Genomic DNA, 24019 nt, shown 5'->3' on the forward strand with positions numbered 1-24019 from the left:
TTCAGCCATGGTGATCGTCCGATTCGACCCGGGTGACGCCCGCCGCGTGCGCGGGGGCCAGCCGTTGGATGAAGTCCAGGCTCGCCGCGAATATTTCCCCCGCGTCGTGGTCCAGCGTCGCGACGTGGAAGCTGCGTTGGCACAGCCGCTCCGTCACCTCCGTCGAGGATATCCGGGCCAGCACCAGTTCCGAGTTGGCCGCGGAGACCACGTGGTCCTGCGGGCTGTGGAAGAGCAGCACCGGCTGCGTCACCTCCGGCAGCCGCGCCTGGACCTCCTTCCACAGCCGGGTCAGCGACCAGGCGGCGTGCAGCGGCATGCGGTCGTAGGCGTACTCGCTCACCCCCTGGCGGGCGATGTCGTCGGAGATCCCCGGCAGGCTCGGGAGGAGGTGGCGCAGCACCGGAAGCAGCACACTCGCGGGGGAGTCCGAGCGGACCGACGGGTTGACCAGCACCAGCCCGGCCACCTCCGTGCCGTGCTCCGCCGCCAGCCGCAGGGCCAGAGCGCCGCCCATCGACAGCGCGCAGACGAAGACCCGCTCGCACCGCCCGGTCAGCTCCAGCAGCTCCCGCTCGACCTCGGCGTACCAGTCCTCCCACCGGGTGACCTGCATGTCCTGCCACCGGGTGCCGTGCCCGGGCAGCAGTGGCAGCGAGACGGTGTACCCCGCGCCCGCCAGCTCCTCGGCCCAGGGCCGCAGCGAGGCCGGGGAGCCGGTGAACCCGTGGCACAGCAGGACCCCCACCGCCGATCCGCGGTGGCTGTAGGGCTCGGCACCGGGCAGCAGCGGCATGGGCGGACTCCTTCGCGGGCGGTGGACGCTGGGGGAGGGGACGCTGGAGGGGAGCTGCGGGGAACCGCATCGTCCCATGCACCGCGCGGGTCGTACACCCCCTTCGGCGGGCCCGGGCACGGCCGAGGTCCGCGGGGCATTAGGATCGACCGGTCCGCATAACAGGAGGCCCCGGTTGTTCTACCGACTGATGAAGTTGATCGTCGCGCCACTGCTACGGATCTTCTTCCGGCCGTGGATCGAGGGTGAGGAGAACATCCCCACCGAGGGTGCGGCGATCATCGCGAGCAACCACCTGTCCTTCTCGGACTCGTTCTTCTTCCCCGCGCTGATCAAGCGCCGGGTGACGTTCATCGCGAAGGCCGAGTACTTCAACACCCCGGGCCTCAAGGGCCGGTTGACGGCCGCCTTCTTCAAGGGCGTCGGCCAGCTGCCGGTGGACCGCTCGGGCGTGCGCGGGGCCGGCGAGGCCGCGATCCGCAGCGCGATCGCCGTGCTGGACCGCGGCGAGCTGTTCGGCGTCTACCCCGAGGGCACCCGCTCGCCCGACGGCAAGCTGTACCGCGGCAAGGTCGGCGGCCTGGCCCGCGTCGCGCTGGCCACCGGCGCGCCGGTCATCCCCGTCGCCATGATCGACACCGAGAAGGTCCAGCCGCCCGGCCAGGTGATCCCCAACTTCGGCATCCGCCCCGGCATCCGGATCGGCCGCCCGCTGGACTTCTCCCGCTACCACGGCATGGAGAACGACCGCTTCATCCTGCGTTCGGTGACGGACGAGGTGATGTACGAGATCATGCGGCTCTCCGGCCAGGAGTACGTCGACATCTACGCGACGGCCGCCAAGCGCCAGATCTCCGAGGACAAGAAGAAGGCCGACGCCGAGCGCAAGGCCGCCGCCAAGGCGGAGAAGGCGGAGGCCGAGAAGGCCGAGCAGGCCGAGCAGGAGCAGCAGCAGAAGGAGACCGGGTCGGCCTGACCGGCCGGCCCGGCCCGGGGGAGGGGCGGGGATGACGGACGGCGTCCGGGGCCCGGCGGTCGTCGGCGGCACGGTGGCCGCCGGGGGCATGTCCGTCGAGCTCCCGCTCTGGCGGGCCATCTCCTCGTTCCGGGTGCTGGCCCTGGCGTACGCCCTGCTGCGCTACGTCAACTCCTACCTGCACTTCCTCCACCCCGTCGCCGGCTGGATCTTCCTCGGCGCGCTCTCCCTGTGGACGCTCGCCACCACCCGCGCCTTCCGGAACCCGGAGCGCTGCACCTGGGCCGTCCTGGGCGTGGACCTCACCCTGGCCGTCACCGGCATCGTGATGAGCGGCCTGACCGACACCCCGGCCCGGATCAGCCACGGCGCGCCGACCCTGCCGACCATCTGGGCCGCCGGTACGGTGCTGGGCTTCGCCGCCAAGGGCGGCTGGCGACCGGCGGCCGCGGCGGGCTCGGTGATCGGCGTCGCCAACGTCGTCGGCCACGGCGGGCCGACGGGGGACAACCTCCACAACATCGTGCTGCTGCTGGTGGCCGGCTGCGCGATCGGCTACGTGATCGAGCTGGCCCGGGCCAGCGAGGCGACCCTCACGCGGGCCCTCCAGGTCGAGGCCGCCACCCGGGAGCGCGAGCGGCTCTCCCGCGACATCCACGACGGCGTGCTCCAGGTCCTCGCCCTGGTCCAGCGGCGCGGCGGCGAGCCGGGCGGGGCGGAGGGGCTGGCCGAGCTCGGCCGCCTCGCCGGGGAGCAGGAGCGCGCGCTGCGGGCGCTGATGACCGGCGGCCCGCTGCCCGCCCAGCGCGGGGCCGAGCCGCAGGAGGCGCTGGGGCCGCGCGACCTCACCGCCCTGCTGCGCCCGTACGCCGACGAGCGGATCACGCTCTCCGCCCCCGGCACGCCGGTGCTGCTGCCCGGCCCGGCGGCGGGCGAGCTGGCGGCGGCCGTCGGCGCGGCCGTGGACAACGTGCGCCGGCACGCGGGGGAGGGCGCCCGGGCCTGGATCCTGATCGAGGACGAGCCGGAGGCCGTCACCGTCAGCGTCCGCGACGACGGGCCCGGCTTCGAGCCCGGGCGGCTCGGCGAGGCGGAGCGGGCCGGGCGGCTGGGCGTCTCCCAGTCCATCCGCGGCCGGCTGCTGGACCTCGGCGGCACGGCCGAGCTGTACTCGGCGCCCGGGGAGGGCGTCGAGGTGGAACTGCGCGTCCCGAGGGAGGGCCAGCGATGACCGATCAGCCGGTGCGGGTGATGGTGGTGGACGACCACCCGATGTGGCGCGACGCCGTCTCCCGGGACCTGGCCGAGGCCGGGCTCGACGTGGTGGCCACGGCCGGGGACGGCGAGGAGGCCGTCCGCCGCGCCCGGGCCAGCTCGCCGCAGGTGATCGTGCTGGACCTCAACCTGCCGAGCCTGCCCGGCGTCGAGGTGTGCCGGCGGGTCGTCGCCCACGACCCGTCCGTCCGGGTGCTGGTGCTGTCGGCCAGTGGCGAGCACCAGGACGTGCTGGAGGCGGTGAAGTCCGGCGCGACCGGGTACCTGGTGAAGTCCGCCGGGCGGGAGGAGCTGCTGGCGGCCGTGCGCCGTACGGCCGTCGGCGACGCGGTGTTCACCCCGGGCCTGGCCGGGCTGGTGCTCGGCGAGTTCCGGCGGCTGGCCTCCGAGCCGGCCCCGGCCTCGGCGCCGGACGTGCCGAAGCTGACGGCGCGGGAGACGGAGGTGCTGCGGCTGGTGGCGAAGGGGCTGTCGTACCGGCAGATCGCCGACCGGCTGGTGCTCTCGCACCGGACGGTGCAGAACCACGTGCAGAACACCCTGGGCAAGCTGCAGCTGCACAACCGGGTCGAGCTGGTCCGGTACGCGATCGAGCAGGGCCTGGACGAGGAGCTGTAACTCCCCGTCCAGGCCCGGCCGTTCAGCGCTTGACGGCCGTCGCCTCGCGCAGCAGGCCCGCGACGATGTCCACCCCGTCCCGGGTGAGCACCGACTCGGGGTGGAACTGCAGGCCGGCGAAGCCCGGGCCGCGCAGGGCGTGCACGTCCCCGGTGGCCGCGTCGCGGGCGACCTCGATGCCGACGGCCGCGAGCCGCTGTGCCTCGGCGTCGGAGCAGCGCGCCGTGAAGGTGTTGTAGAACCCGACGGTCCGCTTGACGCCGAACAGGTCGACCGCCTCCTGGGCGCCCTGGTACGGGACGGCCTTGCGGGCCAGCGGCAGCCCGAGCTCGGCGGAGAGCAGCTGGTGGCTGAGGCAGACGGCGAGCAGCGGGGCCGTACGGGCGCCGGAGCGGACGGCGGCCAGGGCGTCGGCGACGATCGGCCGCAGCAGCGCCATCTTCGGGTCCTCGGCGAGGGCCGGGTCCCCCGGGCCGGGGCCGAGCACCAGGGCGCCCCGGTGCGCGGCGACGCGCTCGCGAAGCCCCGGCTCGTCGAACCGGGCGACGCTCACCTCGTGGCCGAGTGAGGTGAGCAGGTGGGAGAGCATCGCGGTGAAGGTGTCCTCGCCGTCCACGACGAGGGTCGGCTCGGACTGGGTGAACGTGGCAGGAGCCTGCATCCGCAGCCAGAACGGCGCGAGGTCGTTCCGGCGGGAGTCGAGGGCGGCCTGCACCCGGTGGTCGTCGGCCAGGCGCGGGCCGCCGCGGCCGGACGGACGCTCGGGCGCGGGCCGGGCACCGATCGCGGTGAGTACCCCGGCGGCCTTGGCGTGCGTCTCGGCGACCTCGGAGCGCGGGTCGGAGTGTCGCACCAGGGTCGCGCCGGAGCGGACGACCAGCTTGCCGGTGGCCGGGTCGATGTCCACGGTGCGGATGCAGATGGGGGAGTCGAGCAGCTGCCCGCCGCTGGCGGAGCGGCCGATGAGGGCGAGGGCGCCGGAGTAGTAGCCGCGCCCGGTGGGCTCGTAGCGCTTGATGACCCGGGTGGCGTTCTGCACCGGGCTGCCGGTGACGGTGGCGGCGAACATCGTCTCGCGCAGCACCTCGCGGACGTCCATCGAGGTGCGTCCGCGCAGCTCGTACTCGGTGTGGGCGAGGTGGGACATCTCCTTGAGGCGGGGGCCGAGGACCTGGCCGCCGAGGTCGCCGACGGTGCACATCATCTTGAGCTCCTCGTCGACCACCATGGTCAACTCCTCCAGCTCCTTGGGGTCGTGGAGGAAGTGGAGCAGGGAGTCGAGATCGGCGCCGGCCGCCGGGTAGCGGTAGGTGCCGGAGATGGGGTTCATCACGACGGTGCCGCCGCTCTGGCGCACGTGCACCTCGGGGGAGGCTCCGACCAGGACCCGGTCGCCGGTGTGCACCAGGAACGTCCAGTAGGCGCCGCGCTCCTGCTCCAGCAGTCGGCGGAACAGGGAGAGCGCGAGGGCGGGCGAGAAGTTGTCCAGGGTGGCGTGGAAGTCGCGCCGGATCACGAAGTTGGCGCCCTCGCCGTTGCCGATCTCCTCCTCGATCACCTGGCGGACGATCTCCGCGTACGCCTCGTCGTCGATGTTGAAGGCGCCGCCGGTGAGGGTGACGGGCAACTGCGGCAGGGCGGCGGCGAGTTCGGCCAGCGGCAGGGCGTACTGCTCCTCGACGGCCAGGGCCCGCAGCGGGGTGCCGTCGTCGTGCGCCTCGAAGCCGCGCTCGCGGATCTGCCGGTACGGGACCAGGGCGAGCAGGTCGTGCACCGGGCCGCCGACCGGGACGCCCTCGCGCACGGGCAGGTCGGCGAGGCGCTCGTAGTCGTCGACGGTGCCCAGCAGGACCTCGACGGTGTCCGGGGCGTGGCGGGGGGTGCGGCGGTGCAGCAGGGCGAAGGCCGGGGCGCCGGGGGAGGTGAGGCGGGTGAGGAGTTCGACAGTGGTGGTCACGGTACGGCTTCCTTCCGGGATGGGTGGTGAGGGCGGTGCTGGGTCCGCTCCCGGAGTGCCGTCTGCTCCAACGTCGACGGCCGCCCCGAGGGGCGGCCGTCGTGTTCGTCTAGGAACGCGCGATCGGTGGGCCGCCCGGGAGGGAGGTCCACCACCAGGAGTGGGTGCGGTGCGCGTGCATGGGCCAGAGCGTAGCCGATCTCATCGGCGGGTCTAGGCGCCGCAAGGAGGCTTGTCCGGAAGGTGTCTCATCCACCGGGCAATGGTCACGGATCACCGGTCGCACCCCGTAGCCTTGCCCGTGTGACCGTGACGAATCTCCACTCCTGGCAAACCCTGCCCGCGGCGCAGCAGCCTGAATGGCCGGACCAAGAGGCTCTGCGCAAGACCCTTGCCGAGCTCGCCTCGTATCCGCCGCTCGTCTTCGCGGGCGAGTGCGACCAGCTGCGCGCCCGGCTCGGAGCCGTGGCGCGTGGTGAGGCGTTCCTGCTCCAGGGCGGCGACTGCGCCGAGGCCTTCGACGGCGTCTCGGCGGAGCACATCCGCAACAAGCTGAAGACCCTGCTGCAGATGGCCGCCGTCCTCACCTACGCGGCCTCGGTGCCGGTCGTGAAGGTCGGCCGCATCGCGGGCCAGTACTCCAAGCCGCGCTCCAAGTCGACCGAGACCCGCGACGGCGTGACCCTGCCGGTCTACCGGGGCGACTCGGTGAACGGTTTCGACTTCACCCCCGAGTCCCGCATCCCGGACCCGGAGCGGCTCAAGCGGATGTACAACGCCTCCGCCGCGACCCTCAACCTGGTGCGCGCCTTCACCACCGGCGGGTACGCCGACCTGCGCCAGGTGCACGCCTGGAACCAGGACTTCGTGCGCAACTCCCCGGCCGGCCAGCGCTACGAGCAGCTCGCCCGGGAGATCGACAACGCCCTGGCGTTCATGAACGCCTGCGGCGTGGCGCCGGAGGAGTTCAGGACCGTCGAGTTCTTCTCCTCGCACGAGGCGCTGATCCTCGACTACGAGACCGCGCTGACCCGCGTGGACTCGCGCACCGGCGACCTGTACGACGTGTCGGGCCACATGGTGTGGATCGGCGAGCGCACCCGGCAGCTGGACCACGCGCACATCGAGTTCGCGTCCCGCATCCGCAACCCGATCGGCGTCAAGCTCGGCCCGACCACCACGGTCGACGAGGCGCTCACGCTGATCGAGAAGCTGGACCCGGAGCGCGAGCCCGGCCGCCTGACCTTCATCACCCGGATGGGCGCGGGCAAGGTCCGCGAGCACCTGCCCACCCTGGTGGAGAAGGTCACCGCCTCCGGCGCCCAGCCGGTGTGGATCTGCGACCCGATGCACGGCAACACCTTCGAGGCCTCCAGCGGCCACAAGACCCGCCGCTTCGACGACGTGCTCGACGAGGTCAAGGGCTTCTTCGAGGTGCACCGCGGCCTCGGCACCCACCCGGGCGGCATCCACGTGGAGCTGACCGGCGACGACGTGACCGAGTGCGTCGGCGGCGGCGACGAGGTGCTGGTCGACGACCTGCACCAGCGCTACGAGACGGCCTGCGACCCGCGGCTCAACCGCAGCCAGTCGCTGGACCTGGCGTTCCTGGTGGCGGAGACCTACCGCAACCAGTAGGCCCTGGCGCCTCTCATGTGACGAAGGCCCCTCCGGATTCGGTGTCCCCGAGCCCGGAGGGGCTTTTTCGTGCCCGGAATGCCGGGTAAGGTGAGGCTCAGTGAACTAAGGCTTGCCTTAGTCAAGATCCACTGTAGTCAAGAGCTACAGCAGTCAAGATCCACAGCAGTCAAGAGCCACTGCCGACCGCCCCGGGAGCCACCGCGATGTACGTGTGCATGTGCCATGCGGTCACCGAGGACCAGGTGAAGAAGGCGATCGACGGCGGCGCGAACTCCCCGCGCCAGATCGCCCGGGGCTGCGGCGCCGGCACCGACTGCGGCTCCTGCGTCCGGCGGATACAGGCGCTGCTCGGCGAGCACGGCGCCCGGCCCTGCCCGACCGCGCGGCTGGCCGCGAAGCTGGGGCTCGCGGACCCCGAGGCGAACGGGGGCGACGCGGTCGGGGCCGACGCAGCCGACCGGGGCGGGCCCGCCCCGGTCGTCCCGCTGCGCGCGGCCTGAGGCGGGCCGTCGTAGGAGCCCGGTGTGTTCAGGACTCCGGCTGCTCGATGAGCTGGGCGAGGTAGAGCGCCTCGCCGAGCTTCTCCAGGAGTTCCAGCTGGGTGTCGAGGTAGTCGATGTGGTGCTCCTCGTCGGCCAGGATGTCCTCGAAGATGTTCGCCGAGGTGACGTCGTTCTTGGCCCGCATCACCACGATCCCGCGCCGGAGCCGGTCGATCGCCTCGACCTCGACCTGGCGGTCCGCCTCGAACATCTCCTTGACCGTCTGCCCGATCCGGACGTGGAACAGCCGCTGGTAGTTGGGCAGCCCGTCCAGGAAGAGGATGCGGTCGGTGAGGGTCTCGGCGTGCTTCATCTCGTCGAAGGACTCGTGCCGGGTGTACTTGGCGAGCTTCGTCCAGCCGAAGTTCTCCTGCATCTTGGCGTGCAGGAAGTACTGGTTGATCGCGGTGAGCTCGGCGGTGAGCTGCTCGTTGAGGAACTCGATGACCTCTGGATCGCCCTGCATGGTGGTGCCTCCCAGTGCTACGTCCGGCGGTGCCCTGCGGTCGGGCCTGCGCTGCGCATCCTGGCACCGTGGTGGGCGGTAATTCCAGTAAGTTCACACTCACTAGGACATGTGTCGGAATATCCGATTTAGGTGGGAATTCGGGAGTGTGCGATCGACCGTTGGGCCGTACGGGCGGGGCGTGAACATGGGTGAAGGGGCGCGCGCCGGGCTCCGTCCGCCGTCTGTCACCATGGAGGGATGGGTCAGTCCGACAGAGAACCGCTTCCGCCGCCTGATCCGGGGCTCCCGCCGGGCCAACGCGCGCAGCGGGGATGGCCCGCCCTGTACTACGGCTCGGTGCCCCGCTTCAACCGGCTGACCTGGGACCTCCAGGTGTTCGGCGCCACCGCCTCCGCCGAGAAGCACTCCTGGGACTTCGCCGCCTTCACCGCCCTGCCCCGCGCCACCGTCCACGGCGACCTGCACTGCGTCACCAAGTTCTCCGTCCTCGGCAACGAGTGGACGGGCGTGCCCGCCGCGGCCCTCCTCGACCTCGCGCCCCCCGCGCCGGGCGTCACCCACGTGATGGCCTGGGCCGAGTACGGCTACAGCGCCAACCTGCCGCTGGACGTCTTCGCGGACGGCCGCACCCTGCTCGCCACCCACCGCGACGGCGAGGCCCTGACCGCCGAGCACGGCTTCCCCGTCCGGCTGATCGTGCCGGGACTGTACGCCTGGAAGGGCCCCAAGTGGCTGCGGGCGGTGGAGTACATGCGGGCCGACCGGCGCGGCTTCTGGGAGGAGCGCGGCTACCACAACCTCGCCGACCCGTGGCGCGAGCAGCGCTACTCCCACCAGGAGGAGCCCGGGGACGGGCCGCTGCGCTGAGCCGCTCCAGTGCCGAGCAGGCTTACGAGCAGGCTTAGAAGAACGGGAAGGTGACCGTCACCACGGTCTTCTGCGGCCGCCGCTCCCCGGCCGCCGGGGACTGGCTGGAGACCTTGCCGGTGCCGAACAGGTTCACCCCGGCCGTCTGCATCGTGAAGCCGGCCGCCTGCAGGGCCTTCTGGGCGTCGTCCTTGGACATCCCGGTCACGTCCGGGACGGGCACCATGCCCTTGCTGACCACCAGCGCCACCGAGCTGTTCTCCGGCAGCTGCTGCCCGGCCGCCGGGGCGCTGCTGATCACCACGCCCTCGGCCACCGTGTCGCTGTACGTCTCCGTCACGTTGCCCTTGATCAGCTGCACGCCGGTCAGCGCCGAGGCGGCCTGGTCGGCGCTCCTGCCCGTGACGTCCGGCACCGTGATCCGCTTGGGGCCCTTGGAGACGGTGACCGTCACCGTGTCGCTCTTGCGGGTCCGGGCGCCGATCCCCGGATCCGTCGAGATCACCTGCCCGGCCGGGACGGACTCGCTGAACACCTCGACAAACTTCCCGTGCATGCCCTGGTCCTCCAGGACGCGCTGCGCCTCGGTGCGGTCCTTGCCGAGCACGGCGGGCACCGACCCGTACAGGCCCTGGTTCAGCCCGTACGTCGCGCCGCCGACCAGCAGCACCAGGGCCGTCAGCGCGCCCGCCCAGATCAACGGCTTGCGGGGCAGTCGGCGCATCCGGCTCGGGCGGCGCCGGCGCACCGGGGTGGGCTCGTCGTACGGGCGGGGCTCGGTGAGCAGCTGGTCCATCAGCTCGGCCGGCACGTCCAGCACGCTGGTGCGCTCGGGCGGCGGGGCGTCGGCGGGCGAGGGGAGCTGCCGCAGGACGGACGTCGCCTCGCCGGTCGGGTAGCGGGGGCTGGGCCGGGTGGAGGCGGGCGGCTCGGCGTCCAGTTCGGCGGGGGTGAGGGTGCGGCGCACGCGCTGGAGGGCGGCGAGCAGCTCGACGGCGTCGTACGGGCGGGCCTCGGCGGCGCGGGCGCAGGCGAAGCCCACTATCGCGTCGAGCGCCGGGGCGACGGAGGGGGCGACCAGCGAGGGGGCGGGGACGTCCTCGTGCAGGTGCTTGTACATGACCTGGACGGGGTTGTCGCCGGTGTGCGGGCGGCGGCCGGTCAGCATCTCGTACAGCAGGATGCCGGAGGCGTAGACGTCCACCCGCTGGTCGGTGGGGGCGTCCGGGAGGATCTGCTCGGGGGCCAGGTAGGAGACGGTGCCGAGGACGGTGCCGCCGGTGGCGGTGGTGACCGAGGTGGGGGCGCCGTCCGCGGTGCCGAGCACCCGGACGAGGCCGAAGTCGGCGACCTTGACCAGGCCGCCCTCGGTGATCAGCACGTTCTCCGGCTTCACGTCCCGGTGGACCAGCCCGGCGCGGTGGGCGGCGCCGAGGGCGGCGAGCACCGGCTCCAGCACGTCCAGGGCGGCGCGCACGGACAGGGCGCCGCGGTCGCGCAGCAGGTCGCGCAGGGTGCGGCCCGGGACGTACTCCATGGCGAGGAAGACGTTCCCGCCGTCCGCGCCCTGGTCGAAGACGTTGACCACGTTGGGGTGGGTGAGCCGGGCGACGGCCTTGGCCTCGCGGATGAAGCGGGCGGTGAAGCCCTCGTCGCCCGCCAGCTGGGGGTGCATCACCTTGAGGGCGACGACGCGGTCGAGGCGGGTGTCGGTGCCCTTGTAGACGGTGGACATCCCGCCGACGGCGATGCGCTGCTCGACCCGGTACCGGCCGTCGAGCAGGGTACCGATGAGCGAGTCGTGCAGTGCCTTGTCCACCCGGCGAGTGTAGTGGCGCCGAAGGACGCCGGTCCCGGGGGACACCGCCTCCGGGACCGGCTTGTGACATGGGCTACACGGGCCTGGGCCCGTCTTGTCGGTCGGCTCGGATCAGCGTGCCCCGGCGTCGCACGCCCGGGAGTGACCGGCAAGACGGGCCCTAGAACGCGGGGAGCTCGCGGGTGTCCAGGTCGGCGCGGCCCGCCATCGCGGAGGAGGCCTCCGCGTGGAAGCGGCGCGGGATGCGGCCGGCCCGGTGCGCCAGGCGCCCGGCCTCGGCGGCGTGCCGCATCGCCTCGGCCATCAGCACCGGGTCCTGCGCGCGGGTCACCGCGGAGGCGAGCATCACCGCGGCGCAGCCCAGCTCCATCGCCAGCGCCACGTCGGAGGCGGTGCCGGCGCCCGCGTCCAGGACGACGGGGACGGTCGCGGCCTCCACGATCAGCTGGAAGTTGTGCGGGTTGCGGATGCCCAGGCCCGAGCCGATCGGCGAGCCCAGCGGCATGATCGCCGCGCAGCCGACGTCCTCCAGCTTGCGGGCCAGCACCGGGTCGTCGTTGGTGTACGGCAGGACGGTGAAGCCGTCGTCGACGAGGGTCTCGGCGGCGTCCAGCAGCTCGATCGGGTCCGGCAGGAGGGTGCGCTCGTCGGCGATCACCTCCAGCTTCACCCAGTCCGTGCCCAGCGCCTCGCGGGCCAGGCGGGCCGTCAGGACGGCCTCCCCGGCGGTGAAGCAGCCGGCCGTGTTGGGCAGGACGCGGATGCCGTTGCGGGTCAGCACGTCCAGGACGGAGCCCTGGGTGCTCGCGTTCACCCGGCGCATCGCGACGGTGGTCAACTCGGTGCCGGAGGCGAGCAGGGCGCGCTCCAGCACCTCCAGGCTGGGGGCGCCGCCGGTGCCCATGATGAGCCGGGAGGAGAAGGTCGTCCCGGCGATGGTCAGCAGGTCGTCGGCCATGGTTCAGCCTCCCTGGACGGCGGTGAGGATCTCGATCCGGTCGCCGCTGCTCAGCGGCGTCGCGGACCACGAACTGCGGGGCACCACGGCCTCGTTGAGCGCGGCGGCGACGCCCGTGTTGGCGGCGCTGACGGTGGCCACCACCTCGGCGAGCGTGGTCGCGGCGGGCAGGCGGCGGGGCTCGCCGTTGACGGTCAGGGCGATCTCGCTGTCGGTCGTGCCGGTGTCGGTCGTATCGGTCGTGTCGGTCATGCGGCGGCCTTCGTGGCGAAGCGGGTGGGGGTGAACGGCAGGGCCAGGTCCGGGACTTCGCCCGTGGCCAGGTACTCGCCGACCAGGTCGGCGGTCACCGGGGTGAGCAGCACGCCGTTGCGGTAGTGGCCGGTGGCGGCGACCAGCCCCGGCAGGGAGGTCGGGCCGAGCAGCGGGGCGTTGTCCGGCGAGCCGGGGCGCAGGCCCGCCGAGGTCTCCACGAGCGGGAGTTCGGTGATGCCCGGGATCAACTCGTGGGCGTCGCGCAGGAGTTCGTACACGCCGCCGGCGGTGACGGTGGTGTCGTAGCCCTGCTCCTCGCTGGTCGCCCCGATCACCAGCTCGCCGTTCTCGCGCGGGACGACGTACAGGTGTTGGCCGCGCACGACGGCGCGGACGTTGCGGGACAGGAACGGCCGGTACGCCTCCGGGACGCGCAGGCGCAGGATCTGGCCCTTGACGGGGCGGATCGCGGGCAGCACCCCCTCCGGCAGGCCCGGCAGCAGGTGGCTGCGCGGCCCGGCGGCGAGGACGACCCGCTCGGCCGTCACGGTCTCGCCGGTGCTCAGGCGGGCGCCGATCGCGCGACCGCCTTCGACCAGCAACTCGACGGCTTCGGCCCGGTGGAGCAGGACGCCCGCGCGCTCGCAGGCGGCGTACAGGGCCTTCAGCAGGCGGCGGGGATCGACCTGGTGGTCGTCCGCCGCGTACAGGGCGCCGCGCACGCCGGGGGCGAGCATCGGCTCCAGGCGGCGGGCCTCGCGGCCGGTGAGCCAGCTGGAGTCCAGACCCAGGCGCTGGTGGAAGGCGTGCAGGTCGCGCAGTTCCTCGCGGTCGTCGGAGTCCAGGGCGACGGCGATCGTGCCGCAGCGGCGGTAGCCGGTGTCCAGGCCGCCGCTCGCCTCGGTGAGTTCGGCGGCGAAGGCCGCGTAGCGCGCGTTCGAGGCCGTGTTCAGGCGCAGCAGCGGCTCCTCGCCGTACTGGACCTCGGTGACCGGCGCGAGCATCCCGGCCGCGACACCGGCGGCGCCGTGGCCGTGCTCGGGGTCGACCACGATCACGTGCCCCGCTCCGCGCCGCGCCGCGCGCCAGGCGACGGCGAGGCCGATGATGCCTCCGCCGATCACCAGCACCTCGGTGTGGGCACCCTTCAGCAAGCGTGACAAGGCTGCTCTTCTCCCTTCGCCGGTATGACCCGGATCAGGTTCGGACGGTCGCAGGCCGTGCCAGCCCGCCTCTCAGCCCGGTTCGCCGGGCTCCCGTGTGGTGCTCCCACCTTAACGCCGGGCCTCGCCCCACCCGAAGGCCCCGGGAGGGGGGACGGTGGCGCTGGGTACAGTGACGGGCGTGGTGGAGCTGAGCGGAACTGAGCGGATCGTGGTTGTTGTCGGGGCCGGGCTGGCCGGGGCGCAGTGCGTCCTGAAGCTGCGGCAGGGCGGCTGGGCGGGGCGGATCCTGCTGGTGGGGGAGGAGCCGCACGCGCCGTACGACCGGCCGCCGCTGTCCAAGGACGTCCTGCTCGGCAAGGCCGACGCCACCACCCTCGACGTGGACTACGACGCCCTCGGCGTCGAGCTGCTCCTCGGCCGCCGCGCCACCGGCCTCACCCCCGGCACCCTGCACACCGACGCCGGGGACCTCCCGTACGACGCCCTGGTGATCGCCACCGGCGCCGTGCCCCGCGCCCTGCCCGGCGCGGACCGGGCCCACCTGCTGCACACCCTCGACGACGCCCTCGCCCTGCGCGCCCTGCTGCGCCCGGGCCGCCGCCTGGTGCTGGTCGGCGCGGGCTGGATCGGCGCCGAGGTGGCCACGGCCGCCCGGCAGGCGGGCTGCGAGGTGACGGTGGTCGAGGCCGGGCCGGCCCCGCTGCCCGGGGCGCTGCCCACGGAGGTCGGCGCGGCGATGACCGCCTGGTACGCCGAGGCCGGGGTCGACCTGCGCTGCGGCGTCGGCGTGGAGGCCGTCGAGCCGGGCGCCGTCCGGCTGGCGGACGGCTCGCACCTGCCCGCGGACGAGGTGGTCGTCGGCATCGGCGCCCGCCCCGCCACCGGCTGGCTGGCCGGCTCCCTGGCCGAGGGCCTCGACCTGGACGCGACCGGCGCGATCCTCGTGGACGGGCGGCTGCGCACCGGCCTGCCCGGCGTCTTCGCGGCGGGGGACTGCGTCAGCTACCCCTCCGCCCGCTCCGGCGCCCGGCTGGCCGTCCAGCACTGGGACCACGCGCTGCACTCCGGCGACGCGGTGGCCGCCGCCGTGCTCGGCGAGGAGGCGGCGCCGTACGACCCGGTGCCGTACTTCTGGTCCGAGCAGTTCGGGCGGATGGTCCAGTACGCGGGCCGGCACGCCGAGGGCGACGAGCTGCTGTGGCGCGGCGGCCCGCAGGACGCCTCCTGGTCGGTGCTGTGGCTGCGCGGGGGCGTCCTCAGCGCCCTGCTCACCGTGGACCGCCCGCGCGACCTCACCCAGGGCCGCAAGCTGATCGAGCGCGGCACGGCGCTGGACCCGGCCCTCGCCGCGGACCCCTCGGTGCCGCTCAAGGGGGCCACCGCTTAGCGCCGGACGGCGCGGAGGTGGCAGTCTGGTGGCGTGAGCGAGATCGAAAGCAAGATTGAAGCCCTGGTCCCCGAGTGGATGTACCTCCCCGACATCTCGGAGCAGTGGGGTGTGCTGGTCACCGAGGTCCGTGACATGGTCAGGAAGCGCGAGCTGATCGCGCTCCGCCGCGGCCCCAACAAGTCGCTGCAGGTCCCTGCGGCGTTCATCGACGGCCCGGGGCTGGTCAAGCACCTGTCCGGCACCCTGAACCTGCTGCGCGACTGCGGGTACAACGACGTGGAGATCCTGGAGTGGCTCTTCACCGAGGACCCGTCGCTGCCCGGGAGCCCGATCCAGGCGCTGCGGGAGAACCGCGGCACCGAGGTCAAGCGCCGGGCCCAGGCGATGCTGATCTGATGGCGGCGGACACGCTGCGCGCGCGCCTGGCGGACGCCCGGCTCTACCTGTGCACCGACGCCCGGCGCGAGCAGGGCGACCTCGTCGACTTCCTGGACGAGGCGCTGGCCGGCGGGGTGGACATCGTCCAGCTCCGCGACAAGGGCCTGGAGGCGAAGCAGGAGCTGGAGGCCCTGGAGGTCTTCGCCGACGCCTGCCACCGCCACGGCAAGCTGCTGGCCGTCAACGACCGCGCCGACGTCGCCCACGCGGCCCGGCCGGACGTGCTGCACCTCGGCCAGGACGACCTGCCGGTGCCGGCCGCCCGGGCGATCCTCGGCGAGGACGTGCTGATCGGGCGCTCCTGCCACGCGGAGTCCGAGGTGGACGCGGCGGTCGCCGAGCCGGGCGTGGACTACTTCTGCACCGGCCCGGTCTGGCCGACCCCGACCAAGCCGGGCCGCCACGCGCCGGGCCTCGGCCTGGTCTCGTACGCGGCCGGGCGGGCCACCGACCGGCCGTGGTTCGCGATCGGCGGGATCGACCTCGGCAACCTGGACGAGGTGCTGGAGGCCGGCGCCCGCCGGATCGTCGTGGTGCGCGCCGTCACGGCGGCCGAGGACCCGCGGGCCGCCGCCGCCGAGCTCTCCCGCCGGGTGCGCGCGGCGGTCTGAGCGACGACAGCCCGGAAGCCCGGCCGGAGGCCGCCACCGCCCGTCAGTACGTACGGACGGTGGCGGCCTCCGCCAGTGCCAGCAGCACCTCGCGGGCCTTCTCGTCCGCGAGCGGCGCCGCCGCCAGCGCGGCCAGGGACTCGCGCATCAGCGCGGAGATCCGCTGCTCGACCAGCTCCGCCGCGCCGCTGCGCTCGATCAGGGCGCGCAGTTCGGCGACCTCGGCGGCGGCCAGGTCCGGGGCGCCGAGCCGCTCGTCCAGGTGACGGGCGTCGGCGGCGGGCAGGGCGCGCATCGCGTGGGCGACGAGCAGGGTGCGCTTGCCCTCGCGCAGGTCGTCCCCGGCGGGCTTGCCGGTGACGGCAGGGTCCCCGAAGACGCCGAGCAGGTCGTCGCGCAGCTGGAACGCCTCGCCCAGCGGGAGCCCGAACGCGCCCAGCGCGTCGACGAGTTCGGGCCCGGCCCCGGCGAGCAACGCGCCGACCTGGAGGGGTCGCTCGATCGTGTACTTGGCCGACTTGTAGTGCAGGACGGTCCGCGCGCGCTCCAGCGCGCCCTCGTCGGCGGAGTCCCCGGCCACCGGCTCCAGCACGTCCAGGTACTGGCCGACCATGACCTCGGTGCGCATCAGGTCGAACACCGGCTTGGCGGCGAGGACGGCGGCCGGCTCCAGGCCCGAGCGCATGAACAGCTCGTCGCACCAGATCAGCAGCAGGTCGCCCAGCAGCACCGCCGCCGAGGCGCCGTACTGCTCGCGGTCGCCGCGCCAGCCGTGCTCGCGGTGCAGGGCCTCGAAGCGGCGGTGGACGGAGGGCAGGCCGCGGCGGGTGTCGCTGCGGTCCATCAGGTCGTCGTGCACCAGGGCGCTGGCCTGGAGCAGCTCCAGGGCGGCGGCGGCGTTGGCGATGCCCTCCCCGGCGCCCTCCCCGTCGGCCGCACCGCCGGCGGCGCGCCAGCCCCAGTAGCAGAAGGCCGGGCGCAGCCGCTTGCCGCCGTCCAGCAGGAAGTCGCGCAGGGCGTCGGCGGCGGGGGCCAGCTGGGGCGAGATCTTGTCGAGCAGGGTGGACTGGCCGTCCATGAACGCGGCGAGTGCGGCGTTGACGCGTGCGCGGACGTCCTCCACGTCAATGGGGTTGGCCGGCCGGGTGCTGGACGAGGTCACGATGAGGCTCCGCTGTTTCGCTGGGGTGCAGCAAGCGTAGCGGGGCTGCTGGGAACAAGCGTGCGAGCGAGGAGCGCGTGGGAGCGGAACGCCGTCCACCGCCCGTCTCACTGGATGGGACCCGCTTGTGACGCCCCGGTGACCCGCCGGTAGCCTGCCATCATGGCACTCGGTATCGCTTCCACCAGAACGGACCGCGCACAGACGGTCCGCGAGCTCCTGGCGGCCGGTAAGCGGTCATTCTCCTTCGAGTTCATGCCGCCTCGCACCGAGGTCGGCGAACAGAGGCTCTGGGACGCCATCCGCCGGCTCGAACCGCTCGACCCGAACTTCGTCTGCATGACGTACGGCGCCGGCGGCTCCTCGCGCGAGCGCACCGTCAACATCGTCGGCCGGATCGCCACCGAGACGACGCTCACCCCGGTCGCCCACCTGACCGCCGTGGACCACTCGGTCGCCGAACTGCGCAACATCATCGGCCAGTACGCCGACCAGGGCGTGCGCAACGTCCTCGCCGTCCGGGGGGACCCGCCCGGCGACCCGACGGGCGAGTGGGTCCGGCACCCGCAGGGCGTCACCTACGCGTACGAGCTGGTCGAACTCATCAAGGGCATCGGCGACTTCTGCGTCGGCGTCGCGGCCTCGCCCAACATGCACCCGCGCTCGACCGATTGGGACGACGACATCCGGCACTTCGTCGCGAAGATCCGCTCCGGTGCGGACTACGCGATCACCCAGATGTTCTTCGAGGTCGACGACTACCTGCGGCTGCGCGACCGGGTCGTGGCGGCCGGCTGCGAGGCGCCGATCATCCCGGAGATCATGCCGGTGACCAACGCCAAGCAGCTGGAGCGCTTCCCGCAGCTCAGCGGCTCGGCCTTTCCGCCCGCGCTGGAGGCCCGGCTGCGCGGCGCCGTCGACGACCCGGCGGCCCTGCGGGCGATCGGCCTGGAGCACGCCACGGAGATGTCCGAGCGGCTGCTCGCGGAGGGCGCGCCCGGCCTGCACTTCATCACGCTGAACCACTCGACGGCGACGCTGGAGATCTACCAGAACCTCGGGCTGCACCAGCGCTGACGCCCGTCTCGACCGGGTGTTCACGAGCCCGTCACCGCACGGTCGGTGGCGGGCTCGGTCGTGTGCGCCGGGGGCCGGTGGAGGGCGGGAACGCGATGCGGTACCCGGGCCGTTGAACCGGTACAGTCGCCGCACACGCGCGGCGAGCGCGGGCACGCGACTGGAGGTAGCGGGCGGATGGGCATCGGATTCCTGCTGCTGTACGTCGCGTTGGCGGTGGTGGCGCTCTGGCTGGTCGCCGAGGTGCTGCTGCAGAACCGGGCGCCGGTGCACTGGCGCGCCCTGGCCCTGGTGGGCTTCCTGGGCGTGGCCGCGGGGATGCGCCTGGGATCCGTCGCCGTGATCGGCGCGGGCGCGGCCCTGTTCGCGCTCGGCCAGACGTTCGTCACCCTCTCCGTCAAGCGCGGCTACCGGGACGGGTGGTCCCTGCGCAAGCCCGACGGCAGCCTGCCGGGCCCGCTCGCCAAGGTCCCGCTGCTGGGCGCCCTGACCGGGGGCGCCGCGGTGGCGGCCGTCGCCGTGGCCGCCGAGGAGCGCGTCGGCGAGGTCGGCTCGGTGGAGGAGGAGCCCGAGGCCGTCGAGCAGGCGCCCGAGGCCGCCCCCGCCGTGGAGCAGACCGCCGTGTTCGAGCTGCCGGAGCCGGCCCAGGACGGCGTCTACGCCCCCTCGTACTACGAGCAGCCGCAGGAGCAGCAGCAGCCCCAGCAGGACCCGTACGGCGCCGGCTACCAGAACGGCTACGACCAGCAGCAGTGGCAGCAGCAGCCCGCGTACGCCTCCTACGACCAGCAGCAGTACGGCGGCTACCCGCAGCAGCAGCCCCAGCAGGACCCGTACGCGGCGGCCTACCAGGGCGGCTACGACCAGCAGCAGCAGTGGCAGCAGCAGCCCGGCTGGGACCCGAACGCCCAGCAGGCCCAGCAGGCCCAGCAGCACTGGGACCAGGACCCGCAGGGCGGCATCCCGCAGCAGCCCGGCTACGACCAGGCGTACGGCTACCAGCAGCAGAACACCTGGCCGTCACACGGCTGACACGGCTGAGAAGCCTGTTCAGGCCGGGCCGATCAGCCCGGCCGTGATGCAGGCCGACATGCCGACCCGGGCCAGCCCGCCGCCCGGGTGGGCGCCGCCGCCGACCAGGTAGAGGCCGGGGACCGGGGACTCGTTGGCGGCCTTGATGCCCGCCGTGGGGTGGTGCGAGCCCGCCAGCGTGGGGCCGGCGACGGCGCCGTACACCGAGCCGGTCTCCCGCCGGGTGTCCTCGGGGGTGCGCACGACCCGCCACAGCACCCGCTCGCGCAGGCCGAGCCCGGCCGCGTCGACGTGGTCGAGCAGCCGGTCGGCGTACCGCTCCGCGAAGCCGGGGACCGTCCAGTCCACCTCGTCCTGCGCCGGGACGGTCGCCGTGAGCACCACGCTCTCGTGCGCGTCGTCGGGCCGCAGGGTCGGGTCGTCCGGGCGGAGCACCTGCACGGTGGGGCGCTCGCAGGGCGGCGCGTTGTGGGTGAGGGCGTTCTCCTCGGCCGCCGGATCGGCCGCGTGCACCACCGTCCGGTGCACGGTGCCCTCCGGCCGGGGGCCGCGCAGGGCCAGCAGCACGCTGAAGCGCCCGGGCACCTCGACGGGCTCCCAGCCCTCGGCCGGGACCCCGGGCCACTCGGCGAGGCCGTTCCGGAACAGCGCGTCGGTGTCCATCGCGGAGACCACCAGGTCCGCGTCCACCCGCCCCCGCGCCGTCTCGACGCCCCGGGCCCGGCCCTCCTCGACGATCACCCGGGTGACGGGCGTGTCGAAGCGGAACTCCACCCCGCGCAGCTCGCAGCGCCGGAAGAAGGCCTCCGCCAGCGCCCGCATCCCGCCCCGGACGTACCAGACGCCGAAGGACTGCTCCATGTACGCCAGCACGGCGGCCCCGGCCGGGGCCTGCCCGGGCACCAGGCCGTACCGCAGCGCCGGCTCGTCGAGCAGGGCGGTCAGCCCCGGGTGCCCGCCCAGCTGCCGCGCGGCCACCGTGGCGAGCGTCCACGGAACGGGCCTGCGCAGCCGGGCCAGGCCGGTGCGCGGCCGCAGCGGGTACGGGTCGGTGTCCAGCCGGTCGAGGTCCGCCGGGGCCAGCACGCCGCCCTCGGTGGGCAGCGGCTCCTCCAGCAGCGGGCGGCGGGTGGCCTCCCAGACGGCGCGGCCGTGGTTCATGACCTCGCTCCACCGGGCCCCGGAGCCCGCGCCGAAGGCGGCGTCCAGGGCCTGGGCGACGCCGCCGCGCGAGGCGTTGGGCAGGGTGAGGTCGGTGCCGTCCGGGAACAGGTGCCGGCTCTCCGGCGCCACCGGCCTCAGCTCGACCAGCTGCTCCAGCGGCTCCCTGCCGGTCTTGAGCGCGAGGTCGCGGTAGACGGCGGGCAGCGACAGCAGGCCGGGGCCGGTGTCGAAGGCGAAGCCGTCGCGCTCGTACCGGCCGACCATGCCGCCGTACGTCGGGCCCGCTTCGTAGACCGTCACCCGGTGCCCCAGGGTCGCCAGCCGGGAGGCCGCCGCGAGCCCGCTCATACCTGCGCCGATGACGACGATCTCTGCCATGGCCCGATCCTATGGCTGGTGGGAGAGCCCCCTCGCCGCGGCCTTCGCCTCCCGGCGCTCGCGGCGCCGGGCCCGGAACGCGCGGATCCTGCTGACCGCCAGCCAGACCAGCAGCAGCCCGACCGCCAGGACCACGGCGGCGATCGAGGCCGCCAGCCAGGGGTGGAAGATCGCCAGGGTGACCAGACCGGCCACCCCGAGGTCCTCCGAGATGCTGACCAGGATGTTGCTGAGCGGCTCCGGCGAGGTGTTGACGGCCATCCGCAGCGAGGCCTTCACCAGGTGGCTGACCAGGGCCGACGTGCCGCCCACCGCGCCCGCCGCGACATCGCTGAGCGAGCCCGGGTCGTGGCCGGCGATCAGCACGCCCACCACCGCACCGGCGATCGGCCGGATCACGGTGTGCACCACGTCCCAGACGCTGTCCACGTACGGGATCTTGTCGGCCACCGCCTCCATCAGGAACAGCACGGCCGCCGCGATCAGCACGTCCGTGCGCTCCAGCGCGGGCGGCACCGACCCGGCGTCGGCGAAGCGGCCCAGCAGGCCCATCAGCAGCACCACCGCGTACGCGTTGATTCCGCTGGCCAGTCCGCTGGTGAAGATCAGCGGCAGGATCGTCATCGCACTCCCTCGTCGTCCGGCTGCGCGCCCGGTGCTCCGGCCGTACGGTACCGGCCCCGCGGAGCGGGACGCACCGCGGCCACGGGCGGTTCCGGACTGAGTACGGGTACTCAGACGGGCGGTTGAGTACCCGCACGGATGCCCGGCACCCGCCCGGGACGGAAGAGTGGTGGCACCCGGGAGGACGGCGCGTCGGGCGCCGCCCGCCCGGGCACGGGAGCCGGTCGAGAGCCGCGCACCGCCGGCACGGGGCGGCGGAGCGGGCAGGGGGAGGCCGGCCCGCCCGTGAGGGGGCATCGCTCCGCCGCCGTGGGGGGAGGGCGGAGCGACGGCACACGGCGGCGGCGACGGACCGCGGGGAGCGGTCCGCGCCCGCCGCCGGGATGCCCCCGCCGCCGCCCGGGGCGGATTTGTCAGTGGTCCCGTTCACGATGTAAGGGCACGGGCCGTCCGGTCCGCGCGCTGCCTCGGAACCGGGGGAGACCATGACCATCAGCCATCCTGAGCCCGTCACCGCCCGCCTCCACACCGCCGCCCTGCCGTACGACCGGGGCCCGCGCCCCGCCGGCGGGGACGTCCATCCCGTGCTGCGCCGGATCGCCGCGCCTCCGGCCGCCCTCGACCTGCTCACCGACGCCCACCGCACCCTCGCCCGGGCCCGCGCCCTGGAGGACCCGCTGGAGCGGTACGCCACCGCGCACCTGGCCGCGCTGCGCACGGTGGCGGCCGTCCTGGCGGTGCGCGGGCGGCCCGAGAAGAGCGAACGCCGGCGCAAGGCGATCCGCCCCGCCTGGGACGTGCTGCCCGAGGTGGCCCCCGAGCTGTCCGAGTGGGCGCTCTACTACGGGGCCGGCGCCCGCCGCCGGGCCGCCGCCGAGGCCGGGATCAGGGGCGCCGCCTCCGCCCGCGAGGCCGACGACCTGATCCGCAACTCCGCCCTGTTCCTGCGCCTGGTCGAGCGCCTCCTCGGCCTGCGCGCGGGCCCGCTGGCGCCCCGCCTGCCCCTGGACGGAAAGGATCCAGGCGACAGGCCCTAAGGTGGGAGCAACCCTGATCGAACTCCACGTGCCAAGGAGCCCGACCGTGTACCCGACGCGTCCCCGCAGTGCCCTGCGTACCGCCGTGGTGTGGGAGGTGGTGCGGGCGGCCCTGGAGAAGCGGGCGGCCGAGCTGGACCAGCCGGTGCTCGACGTGGTCGACACCGGCGGCGGCACCGGCAACTTCGCCGTGCCGGTGGCCAGGCTCGGCCACCGCGTCACCGTGGTCGACCCCAGCCCGGACGCGCTGTTCGCGCTGGAGCGCCGGGCCGCCGAGGCCGGTGTGACGGACCTCGTCCGGGCCGTTCAGGGCGACACCCAGACGCTGCCCGAGCTGGTCGCCCCCGGCACGGTCGACGCGGTGCTCTGCCACGGCGTGCTGGAGGTCGTGGACGACCCGGCCGAGGCGCTCGGCAGCCTGGCCGCGACCCTGCGCCCGGGCGGCTTCGTCAGCCTGCTGGCCGCCAACCGCAACGGCGCCGTCCTGGCCCGCGCCCTCGCCGGGCACTTCACCGAGGCCCGCGAGGTCCTCACCGCCCCGGACGGCCGCTGGGGCGAGCTGGACCCGATGCCCCGCCGCTTCACCGGGGAGGAGCTCGGCCGCCTGGCCGAGGCGGCGGGCCTGCGGGTGCAGTCGGTGCACGGCGTACGGGTCTTCGCCGACCTGGTGCCCGGCGTGCTGGTCGACGCCGAGCCCGGCGCGACGGAGGCGCTGCTGAAGCTGGAGGAGGCGGCCGCCGCCCAGCCGGCCTTCCACGCCGTCGCCACCCAGCTGCACCTGCTGGCCACCCTCGGCTAGCGGAGCGGGCCACGAGCCCGCCCGGAGCCGGGCCCGAGCGGGCCGGCCGCCGCCGTACGGCCTCCCGCCGTACCCCCGGCGTCCGGCCCGCTCCGCGCTGCCCGGGCGCCCTCGCCCTCCGCTCGCGAAGCTCCCCAGGTCCGGAGCGATTCCACCCGTTCGGGCACTTGTCCGACCCCTGGGGCGTTGAGTCCGGTGCGGCCCGGCCCGGCCGAAGTGGCCTGTCCCACGCGGCGCAGACCACTCCGCAACCGGGTCCCGGACCGTATGATCTGGGTAAAGCCGGAAAGCATGACAGCCGGATGCGTGGGGCATATGGACGACACGGACCAGGACCCCCGCACAGGCGTCCGACCGTGTTGCCCCTTGGCTGATTGGACGTGCCTCCCCGACCGGGGCGGCGGACCGGTCGCACCCGCGACCGACGAGTAGGAGGACTCCGTGCCGCTCTCGGAGCACGAGCAGCGACTGCTCGACCAGATGGAGCGAGCGCTGTATGCCGAAGATCCCAAATTCGCGTCGGCGCTAGAGGGAACCGGGCTGCGCACGTTCACCCGTCGGCGGGTCTACCTCGCCGTCGCCGGCTTCGTGGTGGGAGTCGCCCTGTTGATGGGCGGCATGGTCGTACCGGACCAGATCTGGGTCAGCGTCGTGGGCTTCCTGGTGATGCTCGGCTGCGCGGTGTTCGCCGTGACGGGCTGGCGCCGGGGCCCGGCCGGTCAGGGTTCCGGCCAGGGCCCGGCCCCCGCCCCGCGCCGCAAGGCCGGGATGATGGACCGCGTCGAGCAGCGCTGGCAGCGCCGCCGGGACGAGCAGACCGGCGGGTTCTGAGGTCCACCGAGTCCTGGGAACAACGCCGGGGGGGGGGGGGGGGGGGGCCCGCCGCCCCCCCCCCGCCCGGGGGGGGCGCCCCCCCGCCCCCGGGGGGGGCCCCCCCCCCCCGCGGGGGGGGGGGGGGGGCGGCCCCC

At 74.1% G+C, this 24019-nt stretch carries 24 protein-coding genes and 1 riboswitch; of the genes, 14 read left to right on the plus strand and 10 right to left on the minus strand.

What is annotated here, in order from left to right; translation table 11 throughout:
• Nucleotide 1: 1 nt before the first annotated feature.
• Nucleotides 2-796: an alpha/beta hydrolase gene (locus tag ACIRRS_RS23745; protein ID WP_402974054.1), complete on the minus strand. Its 795-nt coding sequence runs from the start codon at nucleotides 794-796 to the stop codon at nucleotides 2-4.
• Between the two features lie 175 nt (nucleotides 797-971).
• Here ACIRRS_RS23745 and ACIRRS_RS23750 point away from each other — a divergent pair, with 175 nt between their 5' ends.
• Genes ACIRRS_RS23750 through ACIRRS_RS23760 form a run of 3 tightly spaced genes read left to right on the plus strand, consistent with a single transcriptional unit; the run spans nucleotide 972 to nucleotide 3665 of the window.
• Entirely contained in the window at nucleotides 972-1772 is an 801-nt protein-coding gene (locus ACIRRS_RS23750; RefSeq protein WP_402974056.1) for a lysophospholipid acyltransferase family protein, read from the plus strand.
• 31 nt (nucleotides 1773-1803) lie between these two features.
• The gene (gene macS / locus ACIRRS_RS23755) at nucleotides 1804-3003 is read left to right on the plus strand and encodes a MacS family sensor histidine kinase (RefSeq protein ID WP_402974059.1); all 1200 of its coding nucleotides are present in this window, start codon (nucleotides 1804-1806) and stop codon (nucleotides 3001-3003) included.
• Nucleotides 3000-3665, plus strand: a complete 666-nt coding sequence (locus ACIRRS_RS23760; protein WP_402974062.1) for a response regulator — start codon at nucleotides 3000-3002, stop codon at nucleotides 3663-3665. The genes macS and ACIRRS_RS23760 overlap by 4 nt, the downstream gene beginning before the upstream one ends.
• 22 nt (nucleotides 3666-3687) lie before the next feature.
• Here ACIRRS_RS23760 and ACIRRS_RS23765 read toward each other — a convergent pair whose 3' ends face one another.
• Nucleotides 3688-5622 carry an anthranilate synthase family protein gene (locus tag ACIRRS_RS23765; RefSeq protein WP_402974065.1) on the minus strand — a complete coding sequence of 645 codons (1935 nt, stop codon included), beginning with the start codon at nucleotides 5620-5622 and terminating at the stop codon, nucleotides 3688-3690.
• Between the two features lie 303 nt (nucleotides 5623-5925).
• On the opposite strand from ACIRRS_RS23765, the gene ACIRRS_RS23770 reads away from it, so the two are divergent.
• Nucleotides 5926-7260, plus strand: a complete 1335-nt coding sequence (locus tag ACIRRS_RS23770) for a class II 3-deoxy-7-phosphoheptulonate synthase (protein ID WP_402974068.1) — start codon at nucleotides 5926-5928, stop codon at nucleotides 7258-7260.
• Nucleotides 7261-7466: 206 nt separating this feature from the next.
• The gene (locus ACIRRS_RS23775) at nucleotides 7467-7763 is read left to right on the plus strand and encodes a bacterioferritin-associated ferredoxin (RefSeq protein ID WP_402974071.1); all 297 of its coding nucleotides are present in this window, start codon (nucleotides 7467-7469) and stop codon (nucleotides 7761-7763) included.
• A gap of 28 nt (nucleotides 7764-7791) precedes the next feature.
• On the opposite strand, the gene bfr is transcribed toward ACIRRS_RS23775, so the two are convergent.
• Entirely contained in the window at nucleotides 7792-8271 is a 480-nt protein-coding gene (gene bfr, locus ACIRRS_RS23780) for a bacterioferritin (protein ID WP_031071881.1), read from the minus strand.
• Nucleotides 8272-8511: 240 nt separating this feature from the next.
• On the opposite strand from bfr, the gene ACIRRS_RS23785 reads away from it, so the two are divergent.
• On the plus strand, nucleotides 8512-9141 hold the full coding sequence (locus tag ACIRRS_RS23785; RefSeq protein ID WP_402974074.1) for a molybdopterin-dependent oxidoreductase: 630 nt from the start codon (nucleotides 8512-8514) through the stop codon (nucleotides 9139-9141).
• A gap of 34 nt (nucleotides 9142-9175) precedes the next feature.
• Here the strand turns inward: ACIRRS_RS23785 and pknB are convergent, their stop codons facing one another.
• The 4 genes from pknB to thiO all read right to left on the minus strand — a co-directional run bounded on the left by pknB (nucleotide 9176) and on the right by thiO (nucleotide 13336).
• Entirely contained in the window at nucleotides 9176-10960 is a 1785-nt protein-coding gene (gene pknB, locus ACIRRS_RS23790; protein ID WP_402974077.1) for a Stk1 family PASTA domain-containing Ser/Thr kinase, read from the minus strand.
• A gap of 160 nt (nucleotides 10961-11120) precedes the next feature.
• On the minus strand, nucleotides 11121-11918 hold the full coding sequence (locus ACIRRS_RS23795; protein ID WP_402974079.1) for a thiazole synthase: 798 nt from the start codon (nucleotides 11916-11918) through the stop codon (nucleotides 11121-11123).
• Between the two features lie 3 nt (nucleotides 11919-11921).
• The gene (thiS, locus tag ACIRRS_RS23800) at nucleotides 11922-12170 is read right to left on the minus strand and encodes a sulfur carrier protein ThiS (protein ID WP_402974082.1); all 249 of its coding nucleotides are present in this window, start codon (nucleotides 12168-12170) and stop codon (nucleotides 11922-11924) included.
• Nucleotides 12167-13336 carry a glycine oxidase ThiO gene (thiO, locus tag ACIRRS_RS23805; RefSeq protein WP_402974085.1) on the minus strand — a complete coding sequence of 390 codons (1170 nt, stop codon included), beginning with the start codon at nucleotides 13334-13336 and terminating at the stop codon, nucleotides 12167-12169. The genes thiS and thiO overlap by 4 nt, the downstream gene beginning before the upstream one ends.
• Nucleotides 13331-13443, minus strand: a riboswitch (TPP riboswitch). It overlaps the preceding gene by 6 nt.
• Before the next feature lie 74 nt (nucleotides 13444-13517).
• Here thiO and ACIRRS_RS23810 point away from each other — a divergent pair.
• The 3 genes from ACIRRS_RS23810 to thiE are packed head-to-tail and all read left to right on the plus strand — an operon-like array spanning nucleotide 13518 to nucleotide 15778.
• Nucleotides 13518-14726 (plus strand): NAD(P)/FAD-dependent oxidoreductase, encoded by a 1209-nt coding sequence (locus ACIRRS_RS23810; protein WP_402974087.1) that lies wholly within the window; start codon nucleotides 13518-13520, stop codon nucleotides 14724-14726.
• 33 nt (nucleotides 14727-14759) lie between these two features.
• Nucleotides 14760-15125, plus strand: coding sequence for an Rv2175c family DNA-binding protein (locus ACIRRS_RS23815; protein WP_402974089.1), 366 nt, complete (start codon nucleotides 14760-14762; stop codon nucleotides 15123-15125).
• Nucleotides 15125-15778: a thiamine phosphate synthase gene (gene thiE / locus ACIRRS_RS23820; protein ID WP_402974091.1), complete on the plus strand. Its 654-nt coding sequence runs from the start codon at nucleotides 15125-15127 to the stop codon at nucleotides 15776-15778. Before ACIRRS_RS23815 ends, thiE begins: the two co-directional genes overlap by 1 nt.
• A gap of 43 nt (nucleotides 15779-15821) precedes the next feature.
• Here the strand turns inward: thiE and ACIRRS_RS23825 are convergent, their stop codons facing one another.
• The gene (locus tag ACIRRS_RS23825) at nucleotides 15822-16940 is read right to left on the minus strand and encodes a polyprenyl synthetase family protein (protein ID WP_402974093.1); all 1119 of its coding nucleotides are present in this window, start codon (nucleotides 16938-16940) and stop codon (nucleotides 15822-15824) included.
• A gap of 162 nt (nucleotides 16941-17102) precedes the next feature.
• Between ACIRRS_RS23825 and metF the strand changes: the two genes are divergently transcribed.
• Together metF and ACIRRS_RS23835 are read left to right on the plus strand one after the other, a co-directional pair.
• Nucleotides 17103-18017 (plus strand): methylenetetrahydrofolate reductase [NAD(P)H], encoded by a 915-nt coding sequence (gene metF, locus ACIRRS_RS23830; protein ID WP_402974095.1) that lies wholly within the window; start codon nucleotides 17103-17105, stop codon nucleotides 18015-18017.
• Between the two features lie 177 nt (nucleotides 18018-18194).
• Nucleotides 18195-19049: a hypothetical protein gene (locus ACIRRS_RS23835; protein ID WP_402974097.1), complete on the plus strand. Its 855-nt coding sequence runs from the start codon at nucleotides 18195-18197 to the stop codon at nucleotides 19047-19049.
• Nucleotides 19050-19067: 18 nt separating this feature from the next.
• Here ACIRRS_RS23835 and ACIRRS_RS23840 read toward each other — a convergent pair whose 3' ends face one another.
• Both ACIRRS_RS23840 and ACIRRS_RS23845 read right to left on the minus strand, forming a co-directional pair.
• Nucleotides 19068-20591 carry a phytoene desaturase family protein gene (locus tag ACIRRS_RS23840; protein WP_402974100.1) on the minus strand — a complete coding sequence of 508 codons (1524 nt, stop codon included), beginning with the start codon at nucleotides 20589-20591 and terminating at the stop codon, nucleotides 19068-19070.
• Between the two features lie 9 nt (nucleotides 20592-20600).
• Complete coding sequence (locus ACIRRS_RS23845; RefSeq protein WP_402974103.1) at nucleotides 20601-21215, minus strand: DUF4126 domain-containing protein; 615 nt, start codon at nucleotides 21213-21215, stop codon at nucleotides 20601-20603.
• 485 nt (nucleotides 21216-21700) lie between these two features.
• On the opposite strand from ACIRRS_RS23845, the gene ACIRRS_RS23850 reads away from it, so the two are divergent.
• The 3 genes from ACIRRS_RS23850 (at nucleotide 21701) to ACIRRS_RS23860 (ending at nucleotide 23882) form a co-directional block, all read left to right on the plus strand.
• Nucleotides 21701-22252, plus strand: a complete 552-nt coding sequence (locus ACIRRS_RS23850; protein WP_402974105.1) for an SAV_6107 family HEPN domain-containing protein — start codon at nucleotides 21701-21703, stop codon at nucleotides 22250-22252.
• 46 nt (nucleotides 22253-22298) lie between these two features.
• Complete coding sequence (locus tag ACIRRS_RS23855; RefSeq protein WP_402974108.1) at nucleotides 22299-23051, plus strand: methyltransferase domain-containing protein; 753 nt, start codon at nucleotides 22299-22301, stop codon at nucleotides 23049-23051.
• A gap of 441 nt (nucleotides 23052-23492) precedes the next feature.
• Nucleotides 23493-23882 carry a DUF3040 domain-containing protein gene (locus tag ACIRRS_RS23860; protein WP_402974111.1) on the plus strand — a complete coding sequence of 130 codons (390 nt, stop codon included), beginning with the start codon at nucleotides 23493-23495 and terminating at the stop codon, nucleotides 23880-23882.
• Nucleotides 23883-24019 lie beyond the last annotated feature (137 nt).

The organism is Kitasatospora sp. NPDC101183 (genome assembly GCF_044767945.1).
Classification (GTDB): domain Bacteria; phylum Actinomycetota; class Actinomycetes; order Streptomycetales; family Streptomycetaceae; genus Kitasatospora.